The organism is Kitasatospora sp. NPDC034035, assembly GCF_055575755.1.
In genome coordinates, this window is the sequence record NZ_JBVISA010000002.1 from 38795 (window position 1) to 52284 (window position 13490).

The window sequence follows — 13490 nt, forward strand, 5'->3', positions numbered from 1 at the left end:
AAACGGTGAATGCTTGACAAAGTTGGGTAAATCACCGGCGGACCCGGCGTATTCGTGCTTCTCTGCTGCTGAATCTCCAGCCGGAATCCTTCCTTCCACGGTCGGCCGCGCCCAGGGCCGCACAGCCACGAACAGCCTCGCGATCGCCTAGGCCTACTCGCTGCTGCTCGGCGGGCGCGCACGGAGCTGAAACGCGGAGCCGAGCATGCTCACCACACTGCAGACCTCCTACACGGACACCCGCGCCGGTGACCTCGCCTGGTGCCTCGGCGGCGACCCGCTGCCCGCTCTCGCGGTCCGCGACCTGAGACTCTCCGGAGGCGGCCGTCCGGGCACGACCGGCACCCTCCAGCTGCGGCTGCTGGGCGCCTCGCACCAAGTGGTGATCGACGCCGGTCCCGGCCGGTGCCTGGAGACCGTCGCCTGCCTGCCCGGCCGCCGCACCCCGCTGCCGGCCCGGGTGGCCAAACAGGTCGGCGGCTGGGAGTACGAGTTCGCCGCCCGGATCGAGGCGCTGCCGCCGCACGACTTCGCCGCCCGCGCCCAGGAACTGCTCACCCTCGTCGAAGGCCACCCGCGGGGCCTCGCCGGGGTCTTCCCGGGCGACCCCAGCGCCTTCACCGCACTGGTCACCCAGGGCGGCACGGACCGCCTGCTCTGGCGGACCTGGCACGCCTACCCGCAGGAGGGGCAGCTGGTGTGCACCCGCTCCTCGCTCGTGGTGTCGGGGCCATGACCACCGAAGGCCAGGACGGAAGCACCGATCCGGACATACGCCGCAAAACGAAGGCCTCCGAATCGTACGCAGGAACGATTCGTCAATCCGACGTCGCTCACTGTCCGTCGGATGGGCGCAGCTATCCGTCCCGCACGTCCCCTAGCGTTTGTTCGTGATCAACCATCCGGCCGGTCCGCCCGCACGCCCGCGAGTGGACCTCGACGACGGCACCCCACCCCGCCCCGGGCACGGCCTCGCCCCACTGCCCGCCCGCCGTCGGTCCCGGCTGCGCTGCCGCCCCCGGCTCGCCCGCCTGACCGTCCTGATGGCCGCGTTCGTCTGCGCGGCCTGCGGACTGGTCTACGAGCTCGAACTCGTCGCGCTCGGCGACTACCTGCTCGGGGACACCGTCACCCAGACCTCCGTCGTGCTCTCCGTCATGGTGTTCGCGATGGGCCTCGGCTCCCTGCTCGCCAAACGGCTCACCCGCCGACCCGCCACCGCCTTCGCCCTCGTCGAGTGCGCGCTCGCCCTCACCGGCGGACTCTCCGTCCTCACCCTCTACTCCTGCTGGGCCTGGCTCGGCCGCTACCAAGCCGCGATGGTCGGCCTCACCTGCCTCATCGGCACCCTGATCGGCGCCGAGATCCCCCTGTTGATGACCCTCATCCAACGGATCCGGCGCGAGGACGCGGGCCGCGCCGCAGCCGACCTGTTCGCCGCCGACTACGTGGGCGCGCTGATCGGCGGACTCGCCTTCCCGTTCCTGATCCTGCCCGCGCTCGGCCCCGGCGACGGCGCACTTGTCACCGGCGCCGTCAACGCCGTCGCCGGCGCCGCCGTCGTGCTCTGGCTCTTCCGGGAAGAACCGGCCCCGCCGATACGACGGCTCCTCTGGGGCGGCTGCCTGCTCGTCCTCGCCGTGCTCGCCGCGGCCGCCGCCGGCTCCGAGAGCATCGAACGCGCCGCCCGGCACGCCCTCTACGGCGACCAGGTCCGCTACGCCACCCGCAGCCGGCACCAGGAAATCGTGCTCACCGGCCCCGCCGAGGGCCCCCTCCGGCTCTACCTCGACGGACGACTCGCGGTCTGCGGCCCCGACGAGTACCGGGCCGGCGAGGGCCTGGTCCACCCCGCCATGGCCGCCGGCCCCGACACCCGGGTCCTGCTGCTCGGCGGCGGCGACGGGCTCGCCCTCCGGGAGGTCCTGCGACACCGGGGCGTCCGCTCCGTCCGGCTGGTCGACGCCGACCCAGCCCTCCCCCGGCTCGCCCGCACCGACCCCGCCCTCGCCGCCCTCGGCGGCCACTCCCTGGACGACCCCCGGGTCCGCACCACCGCCGCCGACCCGATGGCCTGGCTGCGCGGAGCGGGCACGGACGCGGGCACGGACGCGGGCACGGACGCGGACGCGGACGCGGACGCCTCCGGCGGCGACGGACCGTACGACGTGGTGCTCGCCGACCTGCCCGCACCGGCCGACGGCGGGCCGGTCAAGTTCCACTCCCAGGAGTTCTACGGCCTCGCCGCCCGGCTGCTCTCCCCCGGCGGCCGGATCGCCGTCCGGGCCGGAAGCGACCTGGACGGCCTCTGGCAGATCGACTCCGGTCTGCGCACGGCCGGGCTGCAGACCACCCCGTACGCCGTCCCCGGCAGCCCCACCGCCACCTGCCGCCCCGGCCCACCGGACACCACCCAGAACTACCTCCTCGCCGCCGCCACCCGCCCCCCGCTCACCCTCGCCCCCGACGCCCCGCCGCCCCTCGCCCTCACCCCCGACACCCTCCACGCCTCCACCACCCGCCTCACCACCCTCCGCCCCGCCCACCCTCCGGCCGCCCTCACCCTCCTCAGCCCCCGCTGACCGGCGGTCACAGGCACCCTCAGGAGCAGTCGGGCCTCCGGGGGAGCACGAGCGATCGGAACGACGGTGGGCCGGGCGGGTCGCGAGGCGCCGGGCGGGGGTGTGAGGGGTCGGTCGGGGTGGGGCGGGTGAGGTGGGGAAAGTCGGGTGGTGGTGGGTAGGGACCGGGCGGGTTCGGGTCGGTAGGCTCCGTGGCATGGAGCATGAGGTTGTCGTCCCGATGCCCGCCGAGCTGGTGCGGCAGGCCTTGCAGGATCCGGCACTGCTGGCGCGGAGTGTGCCGGGGCTGAGCACCGAGCCGGCTGCGGTCGGGGGCGGGCCGGCCGAGGAGATCAGCGGGCGGCTGAAGCTGCGGATCGGCAGCTCCACGATCACGTACAAGGGTGTGCTGTCGCTGATCGGGGGCCGGGAGGGCGTGCTGACCGTGCTCGCCGAGGGCCAGGAGGCCCGGGGCAGTGGTGAGGCGACGGCCACCGTGCGGGTCAGCGTCGCGGACGGCGCCGAGGACGGCACCGCCGTGATCCGCTTCACCGGCGATCTGAGCGCCACCGGTCGGCTGACCGAGTTCGACGGGGAGTCCCTCGACGCCACCGGCCGCCGACTGCTGGACAGGTTCGCCGCCGCCCTGGTGGCCCCGGAGGGCGACCAGGAGGGCGACCAGGAGCAGGACCAGGACCAGGAGGACGCCGAGGCCGGGACCGCCGGAGTGGTCTTCATCGAGGACCGCCTGGACCAGCCCGGTGACGACCTCGACGACGACCTCTCCGATCTGATCGCCTTCTCCGACGCCGACGCCGAGCGCTTCGGTCTCCCCACCGGCTCCGCCGACGACGAGGACGAGGACGAGGACGAGGACGCCCAGGACGGGCAGAACGAGGACGGGGACGACAGCGGCGCCGAGGTGGCGGACGACGTCGAGGAGGGCTCCGCCGAGCAGGACGCCGTCGCCGAGGAGATCCCCGTCGAGCCGCTCTTCGCGTACGAGGAGGAGCCGGTGCTCACCGGCCCGGTGCGCCGCAGCATCGTCGGCCGGTCCGCCGAGGAGGTGGATCACGCCCCGCCGCGCGGTCCGTACGCCCCGGCGCTGCCGTCCCGCAGCGCGCGGGCCCGGGCGGCGTCCCGCTGGGGCGGCGAGGCGGGCGGGATCGTGGTGCCGGGTGCCGGCGGCCGTAGTGCGGTGCCGTGGGTGATCGGCGGTTCGGTGGCGCTGCTGGGTGGTGCCGTGGTGCTGGTGAGGGCGCTGCGCCGCCGCTAGTCGGCCGGAGCGCCGCGGGGATCGCCAGGCCCTAGACTGAACGCTCATGAGCAACGACCGCGACGCCCTGCTGGCACAGATCAAGGACAAGGCCGTCGTGCACGGCAAGGTCACCCTTTCCTCCGGCAAGGAGGCCGACTACTACGTCGACCTGCGCCGGATCACGCTGGACGGCGAGGCCGCCCCGCTGGTCGGCCGGGTGATGCTGGATGCGACCTCGCACCTGGAGTACGACGCCGTCGGCGGTCTGACCCTGGGCGCCGACCCGGTGGCCGCCTCGATGCTGCACGCCGCCGCCGCGCGCGGGCAGAAGCTGGACGCCTTCGTGGTCCGCAAGGCGGGCAAGGCGCACGGCCTGCAGCGCCGGATCGAGGGCCCCGAGGTGAAGGGCCGCCGGGTGCTGGCGGTCGAGGACACCTCCACCACGGGCGGCTCGGTGCTGACCGCGGTCGAGGCGCTGCGCGAGGCGGGCGCCGAGGTGGTCGGCGTCGCGGTGATCGTGGAGCGCGGCGGCGCGGGTGCCATCGCGGAGCAGGGCCTGGAGTACGTGACCGCGTACACCCTGGACGACCTGGGTCTCTGACGTCCGAGCCGCAGCACGGAACCGCCTGACGGGACCGCCTTGCCGGGAGCCTGACGGGACCGCCTGACGAACGACAGAGGGCCGGGTCTGTTTCACGTGAAACAGACCCGGCCCTCTGGTGCGTCTGCGGTCAGCCCCGCCGGTGCCGGCCGCCGCCGGCCTGGGCCGAGGTGTCGTCGGTGTGGTCGGCGCCGCCCGCCTTCTTCTTCTTCCGCTCGCGCATGACCTCGATCAGGATCGGCGAGATCGACAGCAGCACGATCAGCAGCACCGCCGGGATCAGGTACTTGTCGATGACCGGGGCGAGCGCGTCGCCGAAGAAGTAGCCGATCAGCAGCATGGACTCGGTCCAGAGCACACCGCCGATGACGTTCCACAGGAAGAACGTCTTGGCGGGCATCTCCAGGGTGCCGGCGACCGGGTTCAGGAAGGTGCGGACGATCGGCATGAAGCGGGCCAGCAGCACGGCCTTGCCGGAGCCGAACTTGTTGAAGTACTCCTCCGCCTTCACCACGTACTCGCGGCGGAAGATCTTCGAGTCGGGCTTGTCGAACATCTTCGGCCCGACCTTGGCGCCGATCAGGTGCCCCAGCTGGGCGCCGGCGATCGCCGCGATCGGGCAGCCGACGAGCAGGACCCCGATCGGCAGCCTGGCGCCTTCACCGAGCACCGACGAGGCGGCGCTCGAGGAAGCGACGCCCGCGATGATCAGCAGCGAGTCGCCCGGGAAGAAGAAGCCCACGAGCAGGCCGGTCTCCGCGAAGATGATCGCGATCAGCCCGATGGCGCCGAGGGACGAGATCAGGGATTTGGCGTCGAGCAGATTGACGGCCAACTGGTTGTAGTCCACGGGCGCAGGATAGCGGGCGGACCTTGCGGGCGAGCGGGCGTACCGTGCCCGGGACCCCTGTTCCGACAGGCGGGCTCCTGCTGACCTGTGGGCACGAGTCTGGGAAGATGGCCCAGGCGTCCGGTCCGCGGCGGCCCACCACCCTCATGGCCGTACGCGGAGGTCGCCTCGAAGCTTGGTGCCGGAGAGCCACACCGCAACGCCGCGCGTCGGCGGGCCGGCACGGAGTCGTCACGAAGGCGTACACAGCGTCGGACAGCACCGTCCGTACGCCGCAACCCGACAGGAGCGGATCGCATGCCCATCGCAACTCCCGAGGTCTACACCGAGATGCTGGACCGGGCCAAGGCGGGCAAGTTCGCCTACCCGGCCATCAACGTCACGTCGTCGCAGACCCTGCACGCCGCGCTGCGTGGTTTCGCCGAGGCCGAGAGCGACGGCATCATCCAGATCTCGACCGGTGGCGCGGAGTTCCTGGGCGGCCAGCACAACAAGGACATGGTGACCGGCGCGGTCGCGCTCGCCGAGTTCGCCCACATCGTCGCCGCCAAGTACGACATCACCGTCGCGCTGCACACCGACCACTGCCCGAAGGACAAGCTGGACGGCTACGTCCGCCCGCTGCTGGCGGTCTCCGCCGAGCGCGTGGCCAAGGGCGAGAACCCGCTGTTCCAGTCGCACATGTGGGACGGCTCCGCCGAGACCCTGGCCGACAACCTGGCCATCGCCCAGGAGCTGCTGGCCCAGGCCGCCGCCGCCAAGATCATCCTCGAGGTCGAGATCACCCCGACCGGTGGCGAGGAGGACGGCGTCACGCACGAGATCAACGACGAGCTGTACACCACCGTCAACGACGCCGTGCGCACCGCCGAGGCCCTGGGCCTGGGCGAGAGGGGCCGCTACCTGCTGGCCGCCTCGTTCGGCAACGTGCACGGCGTGTACAAGCCGGGCAACGTCGTGCTGAAGCCGGAGCTGCTGCGCGAGCTGCAGGACGCGATCGGCAAGCAGTACAACAAGACCGACCCGTTCGACTTCGTCTTCCACGGCGGCTCGGGCTCCACCGCCGAGGAGATCGCCACCGCGCTGGAGAACGGCGTCGTGAAGATGAACCTGGACACCGACACCCAGTACGCCTTCACCCGCCCGGTCGCCGGCCACATGTTCGCCAACTACGACGGCGTGCTGAAGGTCGACGGCGAGGTCGGCAAGAAGAACACCTACGACCCCCGCACCTGGGGCAAGCTCGCCGAGGCCGGCATGGCCGCCCGCGTGCTCGAGGCCGCCCAGCAGCTGCGTTCGGCCGGCAAGCGCCTGAAGTGAGCACGGCAGCCGCGTGAAGTGAGCGCGATAGCCGCGTGAACCAGGCGCGATAGCCGCGTGAGACACGGGTGCCCCCGGCGGAGGACCGCCGGGGGCACCCGCACGTCGGGTTCCTACTGCTTGAGCTCCGCGTACGCCTCCGCGCTGCTGTCCTTCAGGAACTGCCAGCAGCGGGTCTCCTCCTCGGTCTCCTTGATCGCGCCGGCCGCCCGCGCGAGCGCCGCCAGGCAGCGCAGGAAGCCGCGGTTGCCGCGGTGCTCCCACGGCACCGGGCCGTGGCCCTTCCAGCCGCTGCGCCGCAGCGCGTCCAGGCCACGGTGGTAGCCGGTGCGGGCGTAGGCGTACGACTCGACGTACCGGCCGGCCGCGTAGGCGTCGTCGGCGAGCATGGCCCAGGCCAGGCAGAAGGTCGGGAACTCGGCCGCCACCTGGGTCGGTGAGGCCGACTCCTCCGCGAGCATCCGGTAGGGCCGCTCCTCCTCGGGCAGGTGGGTCGGTTCGGGGCCGTCGAGAAGATTCCTGTGAATCGCCATGAGCTGAAGTCTGCCACCCGAGACGCAGGGGTCAACCGCCGCACCGCGGTCGGCGTGCCCATGCCGCCGTGCGCTCGGTGCGCAAGCTGCTGGACCCGGTCCGTTCGCTGGGCCTGCCGGTCGCCCGGGTCCACGGGAGCCGGGCGGAGATCCGGCCCGAGATGTGCATACCGGGTACATGGACATTCACCCGTTCGCCATGCCAAGGTGACGATCATGCCCGCAGTCCGACCCGCCAGCAGGCGCGCCGCCCCGTCCCGAAACGGCGGCCGCAGACGCCGCCGGCCGCGCCGGAGAGTAAGGCCTGGCATGCTCACGGCACTGGTGCTGACCGCCCTGGTGCTGGGCGCCACCGCGGTCATGCTGCACCGGCCCTCCGGCACGCCGACCGCCACTGCGACCACCCAGGCGCGGGCCGTCCCGCCGGGCGAGGTGACCACCACGGCGTCACCGCCCCCGGCCCCGGTCACCGCCCCGCCGCCCACCCCGACGCCCCCGCCGCCGGCCCCGCCCACCCCCGCCGAACCGGACCCCGGCCCCACCGCGGGCGCGGGCACCTTCACCATCGCCCCCGCCACCGCCAAGGCGGTCGGGCGCGGCACCGTGCGCCGCTACCGGGTCGAGGCGGAGGACGGCATCGGGATCGACGCCGCGGCCGCCGCCGCCCAGATCCACGGCATCCTCGGCGACCCGCGCGGCTGGACCAACGACCACAAGAACGGCTTCCAGCTGGTCGCGAACGGCTCGTACGACTTCACCGTGAAGATCGCCTCGCCCGCCACCGTGGACAAGATCTGCGGCGCCTCCGGCCTGGACACCCACGGCGAGGTCAACTGCAACGTCGGCAACCAGGTGCTCGTCAACTCCAAGCGCTGGAACATCGGATCACCGCAGTTCAGCGGGCCGATCGAGGAGTACCGGGCCCTGATCGTCAACCACGAGGTGGGCCACCGGATCGGCCACGGGCACGAGGGCTGCGCCGGCCCGGGAAAGCCCGCGCCCGCGATGATGCAGCAGATCTACGGCCTCAAGGGCTGCACGCCCAACGCCTGGCCGTACTCGGCGGACGGCACCTACCTGAGCGGGCCCCCGGTCCCGTAAGACCCCGTCGAGCGGAACAGCGCGGAGTCGGAACAGCGCCGATTCGGAACAGAGTTGAGGTCGAATCGGCAACCGGCGGGGCCGCGGCGCCGTAACCTGCGGTCATGACCGCTGCCCAACGCCGTAGGCTCGCCGCCGTGTTCGCGTCCGCCGGGATCCTCCTCGGCACGGCCGCCTGCTCCTCCTCCCCGGGTGGCCCGCCCGGCTCCGGCAGCGTCTCCTACGACGGCGTCCGGTCGGTCGCCCGGCAACTGCACCAGGACCAGCAGAACAGCTGCCCGTTCGGCCTCGACCTCGCCAAGGCCCTCAAGGCCGCCGGGATCCCCGGATCGGTCGGCCCCGACACCGCGGACGGGCCCGCGGCCGACGGCAGCGTCAGCGACGGCACGTCGCCACAGCCGTGGCCGTCCGGCATGAGCCACCCGCCGACCATGCCGTCCGTCCCGGCCGTGCCCCCGACCGCCGATGTCACCTGCGGCTACCGGGTCGGCGAGACCCGGATCGGCATCGAGTTGCTGGCGATCCCGCAGTACGGCGCGGTCAACCTGCTGCTCCCGCGCATCCAGGTCGCCGCACGGATCGGGGCCGCGCAGGTCCGGCAGTTCGCCACCGAGCAGCCCGACGCCGGGCAGGCCAAGCTCGTCCCCGGGGAGGGCACCGCGGCCGTCGCCCGGATCAGGGCCAGGGGCGCGGGCGACATCGCCCTGCTGCTCTCCCAGGACGTCGGCGACGGCGAACCGGACCGGGCCTTCACCGGCGAGCCGCTGCGCAAGGCCGCCCAGGCGCTGGCCGACCAGTTGGGCTGAGCGCTACCCGAGCACCGGCAGGTGGGCCGCCAGGTCGCTGCGCTCGCCGGAGGCGGACACCGCGGCCGCCTCCACCGCCGTCGGCCAGTCGGTCCGACCGGTGGCCAGCCGGATCCAGGTCAGCGGGTCGGTCTCGACCACGTTCGGCGGGGTGCCCCGGGTGTGCCGGGGGCCCTCGACAGCCTGCACCACGGCGTACGGCGGGATCCGCAGCTCGACCGCACCGCCGGGGGCGCGCTCCGCGAAGGCGTCGGCCAGCATCCGGGTGACGGCGGCGAGGGCCCGGCGGTCGTGCGGGAAGGCGTCCAGGCCGAGCGCGTCGGCCAGGTCGTCGGCGTGCACCACGGCCTCGACCAGCCGGGTCACCAGGTAGTCGGTCAGCAGCATCGACCGGCCGCCCAGGATGGTGATCCGCCGCCCCGGCTCCGCCACCAGCGGCCCGTCGAGCACGGCCTTCACGGCGTCGAGCGGCCGGTCGAACGCGGCGGCCACCTCCTCGGGCGGGCCGGCGAACCCGGTCACCGCGTGCTCGGTCACCGCGGTGTCGACGGCCTCGGCCATCGTCCTGCTCAGCTCCGCGTAGCCGGCCAGCGAGAGCACCGGCCCGTCCGGCCCCTGGTCGTCCACCGAGGCCGGCAGGTGGCCCAGCGCCAGGCCCAGGTGGGCCACCAGCTCCCGCACCCGCCAGGAGCCGAGCCGGGTCGGCCGGTCGAGGTCCGGCGCGGTCAGCCGGTGCACCACGGCACGCAGCGCCTCGTTCTGCGCCGCCAGCGCGGCGCTCGTCTTCTGCGGCTGGTACGTACGGGACTTGGGAGGCATGGGCCCCAACATACGCCGAGGGGCGGACGGTTCCGTATCGGACCGTCCGCCCCTCTGGGTGCTGCGATCAGGCCAGCAGGGCCTCGATGACGCCGGTGTGGGCGTCCTTCAGCTCGGCCAGCGAGACGCTGAACTGCCCCTGGACGTCCAGCTCCTGGCCGTCCACGACACCGATCCGGGTGGCCGGCAGGCCACGCGCGGTGCACATGTCGTTGAAGCGGAGCTCCTCACTGCGCGGCACCGCCACGACGGCGCGGCCGGCCGACTCCGAGAACAGCAGGACGAACGGGTCCGTGCCCTCGGGCACGATGATCCGCGCGCCGTGGCCGCCCTTGAGGCAGCTCTCGACGAGCGCCTGGCCGAGGCCGCCGTCGGAGAGGTCGTGCGCGGCGTCGATCATGCCGTCGCGCGAGGCGGCGATCAGGATGTCGCCGAGCAGCCGCTCGCGCTCCAGGTCCACCTTCGGCGGCAGGCCGCCGAGGTGGTCGTGGACGGCCTGGGACCAGGCCGAGCCGCCGAGCTCGTCCGCCGTGTCGCCGAGCAGGTAGAGCAGCTGCCCTTCCTCGGCGAAGGCGAGCGGGGTGCGCCGGGTGACGTCGTCGATGACGCCGAGCACCGCGACCACGGGGGTCGGGTGGATGGCGACCTCGCCGGTCTGGTTGTAGAGCGAGACGTTGCCGCCGGTGACCGGGGTGCCGAGCACCAGGCAGGCGTCGGCCAGGCCGCGGGTGGCCTCGGCGAACTGCCACATCACGTCCGGGTCCTCGGGGGAGCCGAAGTTGAGGCAGTCGGAGACGGCGAGCGGCTTGGCACCGCCGGCCGCGACGTTGCGGTACGCCTCGGCCAGGGCCAGCTGGGCACCGGTGTACGGGTCCAGCTTGGCGAAGCGGCCGTTGCCGTCGGTGGCGACCGAGACGCCGAGGTTGGTCTCCTCGTCGATCCGGATCATGCCCGAGTCCTCGCCGACCGAGAGCACGGTGTTGCCGAGCACGTAGCGGTCGTACTGGTCGGTGATCCAGGACTTGGAGGCCTGGTTCGGGTGGCTCGTGACCTTCAGCAGGTCGGCCTTGAGGCCCTCGCCGGTGGTCGGGCGGGCCAGCCGCTCGGCGGTCGGGACGTCGGCCTGCAGCGCGTCCTGCCAGCTCGGGCGGGCGAACGGGCGCTGGTAGGTCGGGCCCTCGTGGGCGACGGTGCGCGGCGGGACGTCCACCACGAGCTCGCCGTGCCAGTAGATCTCCAGGCGCTCGCCGTCGGTCACCTCGCCGATGACGTTGGCGATGACGTCCCACTTCTCGCAGATCTCGAGAAAGCGGTCGACCTTGTCGGGCTCCACGATCGCGCACATGCGCTCCTGCGACTCGCTCATGAGGATCTCCTCCGGCGAGAGCGTGTGGTCGCGCAGGTGCACGGTGTCGAGCTCGATCCGCATGCCGCCGGACCCGGCCGAGGCCAGCTCGCTGGTGGCGCAGGACAGGCCGGCGCCACCGAGGTCCTGGATGCCCTTGACGAGCTTCTCGCGGAAGATCTCCAGGGTGCACTCGATGAGGAGCTTCTCCTGGAACGGGTCGCCGACCTGGACCGCCGGGCGCTTGGCCGGCTTGGTGTCGTCGAAGGTCTCGGAGGCCAGCACCGAGACGCCGCCGATGCCGTCGCCGCCGGTGCGGGCTCCGTACAGGATGACCTTGTTGCCGGCGCCGGAGGCCTGCGCGAGGTGGATGTCCTCGTGCTTCATGACACCCACGCACAGCGCGTTGACCAGCGGGTTGCCCTGGTAGCAGGAGTCGAAGACGACCTCGCCGCCGATGTTCGGCAGGCCCAGGCAGTTGCCGTAGCCGCCGATGCCCGCGACGATCCCGGGCAGCACGCGCCGGGTGTCGGGGTGGTCGGCCGCGCCGAAGCGCAGCGGGTCCATCACGGCGACCGGGCGGGCACCCATCGCCAGGATGTCGCGCACGATGCCGCCGATGCCGGTGGCCGCGCCCTGGTAGGGCTCGATGTACGACGGGTGGTTGTGCGACTCGACCTTGAAGGTGACCGCGTAGCCCTGGCCGACGTCGACCACACCGGCGTTCTCGCCGATGCCGACGAGCATCGCGTCCGAATCCGGCTTCTTGTCGCCGAACTGCTTCAGGTGGACCTTGCTGCTCTTGTACGAACAGTGCTCCGACCACATGACCGAGTACATCGCGAGTTCGGCGCCGGTGGGGCGGCGGCCGAGAATCTCCCGGATGCGCGTGTACTCGTCCTCCTTGAGGCCGAGCTCGGCCCAGGGCTGGGCGGCGTCCGGGGTCTGCTCGGCGTTCTTGACGGTGTCGAGGCTCATCAGGCGTTCACCAGCTGCTTCAGGACGGAAGTGAAGAAGCCCAGGCCCTCGGTGGTCGGACCGGTGAGCGGCTCCACGGCGTGCTCCGGGTGCGGCATCAGGCCGACGACATTGCCGGCGGCGTTGGTGATGCCGGCGATGTCGCGGTACGAACCGTTCGGGTTGACGTCCAGGTAACGGGCGACGACCCGGCCCTCGGCCTCCAGCTCGTCCAGGACGTGCGCGTCGGCGACGAAGCGGCCCTCGCCGTTCTTCAGCGGGACGACGATTTCCTGGCCCGCCGAGTAATCCCGGGTCCAGGCGGTGTCGGCGTTCTCGATGCGCAGCTTCTGGTCGCGGCAGATGAAGTGCAGCGAGTCGTTGCGGGTCAGCGCACCGGGCAGTAGGTGGGATTCGCAGAGCACCTGGAAGCCGTTGCAGATACCGAGCACCGGCATTCCGAGCTTCGCCTGCTCGATGACGGTCTCCATCACCGGGGAGAAGCGGGAGATCGCCCCGCAGCGCAGATAGTCGCCGTAACTGAATCCGCCCGGCAGGACGACGGCGTCGACCTGGTGGAGATCCTTGTCACGGTGCCAGAGGGCGACCGGCTCGGCGCCGGCGAGGCGGACCGCCCGCTGGGCGTCGCGGTCGTCGAGGGAGCCGGGGAAAGTGACGACGCCGACGCGGGTGGTCACTTCGCCGCCTCCTCGACCCGGACGGTGAAGTCCTCGATCACGGTGTTGGCGAGAAAGGTCTCGGCGGCTTCGCGGATACGGGCGAGCGCCGCGTCGTCGACCGGGCCCTCCACATCCAGCTCGAAACGCTTGCCCTGGCGGACGTCGGCGATCCCGGTGAATCCGAGACGGGGCAGTGCACGCTGCACCGCCTGTCCCTGGGGGTCGAGGATCTCCGGCTTGAGCATGACGTCGACTACGACGCGTGCCACTGGCACTCCCGGTGGTGTCTTCGGTGAGGCGGGGGAACTCCAGACTACCGGTGGTTTCGGGCCGGATTGCTGGCCGGGGATAGCGACGCGCGTAGACCCGGGCCCCTTACGCCACAAGGGATCCGGCCTCCTGGCCCCCCGTCCGGCACCCCCGGTTTCCCCGGATTCGGCGCCCGGAACGGCCCCCTCCGAAGAACACCCGAATACGGCACTTGGGGACAGATCCGCCCGTCCCGCTCACCGGTATCCGACAGTCCCGCGAAGACACGTGAATATCCGGAAAAGAATGCCGGACTCTTCGATTTCGACCCCCTTCGGGTGCAGAATAGGGCCACCTGTCGCGGCAAGTGCTGCGTATCAGGCGGGCCACCAGGCCTGCCCGTATGCGCT

13 protein-coding genes are annotated in these 13490 nt (G+C 72.3%); 7 read left to right on the forward strand and 6 right to left on the reverse strand.

All coding sequences use genetic code 11. The annotated features are described in order from the left end of the window. Positions 1-205: 205 nt before the first annotated feature. The 4 genes from ACZ52J_RS02930 (at position 206) to pyrE (ending at position 4420) form a co-directional block, all read left to right on the forward strand. Positions 206-736 (forward strand): DUF2617 family protein, encoded by a 531-nt coding sequence (locus ACZ52J_RS02930; protein ID WP_465615341.1) that lies wholly within the window; start codon positions 206-208, stop codon positions 734-736. A gap of 307 nt (positions 737-1043) precedes the next feature. After that, positions 1044-2582 (forward strand): spermine/spermidine synthase domain-containing protein, encoded by a 1539-nt coding sequence (locus tag ACZ52J_RS02935; protein WP_465615855.1) that lies wholly within the window; start codon positions 1044-1046, stop codon positions 2580-2582. Between the two features lie 196 nt (positions 2583-2778). Continuing rightward, complete coding sequence (locus tag ACZ52J_RS02940) at positions 2779-3837, forward strand: SRPBCC family protein (protein ID WP_465615343.1); 1059 nt, start codon at positions 2779-2781, stop codon at positions 3835-3837. Positions 3838-3883: 46 nt separating this feature from the next. Further along, positions 3884-4420: an orotate phosphoribosyltransferase gene (pyrE, locus tag ACZ52J_RS02945; protein ID WP_360502354.1), complete on the forward strand. Its 537-nt coding sequence runs from the start codon at positions 3884-3886 to the stop codon at positions 4418-4420. Between the two features lie 130 nt (positions 4421-4550). Here pyrE and ACZ52J_RS02950 read toward each other — a convergent pair whose 3' ends face one another. Then, positions 4551-5270, reverse strand: a complete 720-nt coding sequence (locus tag ACZ52J_RS02950) for a DedA family protein (RefSeq protein WP_360502357.1) — start codon at positions 5268-5270, stop codon at positions 4551-4553. Between the two features lie 297 nt (positions 5271-5567). Between ACZ52J_RS02950 and fbaA the strand changes: the two genes are divergently transcribed. Continuing rightward, positions 5568-6590, forward strand: a complete 1023-nt coding sequence (gene fbaA, locus ACZ52J_RS02955) for a class II fructose-bisphosphate aldolase (protein ID WP_465615345.1) — start codon at positions 5568-5570, stop codon at positions 6588-6590. A 113-nt stretch (positions 6591-6703) separates the two neighbouring features. Here the strand turns inward: fbaA and ACZ52J_RS02960 are convergent, their stop codons facing one another. After that, on the reverse strand, positions 6704-7123 hold the full coding sequence (locus ACZ52J_RS02960) for a DUF3151 domain-containing protein (protein ID WP_360502362.1): 420 nt from the start codon (positions 7121-7123) through the stop codon (positions 6704-6706). A gap of 309 nt (positions 7124-7432) precedes the next feature. Here ACZ52J_RS02960 and ACZ52J_RS02965 point away from each other — a divergent pair, with 309 nt between their 5' ends. Continuing rightward, entirely contained in the window at positions 7433-8224 is a 792-nt protein-coding gene (locus tag ACZ52J_RS02965) for a DUF3152 domain-containing protein (protein ID WP_465615347.1), read from the forward strand. A 104-nt stretch (positions 8225-8328) separates the two neighbouring features. Then, positions 8329-9030 carry a hypothetical protein gene (locus tag ACZ52J_RS02970; protein WP_465615349.1) on the forward strand — a complete coding sequence of 234 codons (702 nt, stop codon included), beginning with the start codon at positions 8329-8331 and terminating at the stop codon, positions 9028-9030. A 3-nt stretch (positions 9031-9033) separates the two neighbouring features. Here the strand turns inward: ACZ52J_RS02970 and ACZ52J_RS02975 are convergent, their stop codons facing one another. The 4 genes from ACZ52J_RS02975 to purS all read right to left on the reverse strand — a co-directional run bounded on the left by ACZ52J_RS02975 (position 9034) and on the right by purS (position 13100). After that, positions 9034-9849 (reverse strand): maleylpyruvate isomerase family mycothiol-dependent enzyme, encoded by an 816-nt coding sequence (locus ACZ52J_RS02975; protein ID WP_465615351.1) that lies wholly within the window; start codon positions 9847-9849, stop codon positions 9034-9036. 67 nt (positions 9850-9916) lie between these two features. Further along, positions 9917-12172: a phosphoribosylformylglycinamidine synthase subunit PurL gene (purL, locus tag ACZ52J_RS02980; protein WP_360502373.1), complete on the reverse strand. Its 2256-nt coding sequence runs from the start codon at positions 12170-12172 to the stop codon at positions 9917-9919. Next, positions 12172-12849, reverse strand: coding sequence for a phosphoribosylformylglycinamidine synthase subunit PurQ (gene purQ / locus ACZ52J_RS02985; protein WP_465615353.1), 678 nt, complete (start codon positions 12847-12849; stop codon positions 12172-12174). Before purQ ends, purL begins: the two co-directional genes overlap by 1 nt. Continuing rightward, on the reverse strand, positions 12846-13100 hold the full coding sequence (purS, locus tag ACZ52J_RS02990) for a phosphoribosylformylglycinamidine synthase subunit PurS (protein ID WP_030232982.1): 255 nt from the start codon (positions 13098-13100) through the stop codon (positions 12846-12848). The genes purQ and purS overlap by 4 nt, the downstream gene beginning before the upstream one ends. Between the last annotated feature and the right edge of the window lie 390 nt (positions 13101-13490).

What these genes read in the sequence shown, in the direction of transcription:
- purL (WP_360502373.1), bottom strand. Translation starts at nt 12,172, where the DNA reads ATGAGCCTCGACACCGTCAAGAACGCCGAGCAGACCCCGGACGCCGCC.
- ACZ52J_RS02970 (WP_465615349.1), top strand. Translation starts at nt 8,329, where the DNA reads ATGACCGCTGCCCAACGCCGTAGGCTCGCCGCCGTGTTCGCGTCCGCC.
- pyrE (WP_360502354.1), top strand. Translation starts at nt 3,884, where the DNA reads ATGAGCAACGACCGCGACGCCCTGCTGGCACAGATCAAGGACAAGGCC.
- ACZ52J_RS02960 (WP_360502362.1), bottom strand. Translation starts at nt 7,123, where the DNA reads ATGGCGATTCACAGGAATCTTCTCGACGGCCCCGAACCGACCCACCTG.
- ACZ52J_RS02935 (WP_465615855.1), top strand. Translation starts at nt 1,044, where the DNA reads ATGGCCGCGTTCGTCTGCGCGGCCTGCGGACTGGTCTACGAGCTCGAA.
- ACZ52J_RS02975 (WP_465615351.1), bottom strand. Translation starts at nt 9,849, where the DNA reads ATGCCTCCCAAGTCCCGTACGTACCAGCCGCAGAAGACGAGCGCCGCG.
- ACZ52J_RS02940 (WP_465615343.1), top strand. Translation starts at nt 2,779, where the DNA reads ATGGAGCATGAGGTTGTCGTCCCGATGCCCGCCGAGCTGGTGCGGCAG.
- ACZ52J_RS02930 (WP_465615341.1), top strand. Translation starts at nt 206, where the DNA reads ATGCTCACCACACTGCAGACCTCCTACACGGACACCCGCGCCGGTGAC.
- fbaA (WP_465615345.1), top strand. Translation starts at nt 5,568, where the DNA reads ATGCCCATCGCAACTCCCGAGGTCTACACCGAGATGCTGGACCGGGCC.
- ACZ52J_RS02965 (WP_465615347.1), top strand. Translation starts at nt 7,433, where the DNA reads ATGCTCACGGCACTGGTGCTGACCGCCCTGGTGCTGGGCGCCACCGCG.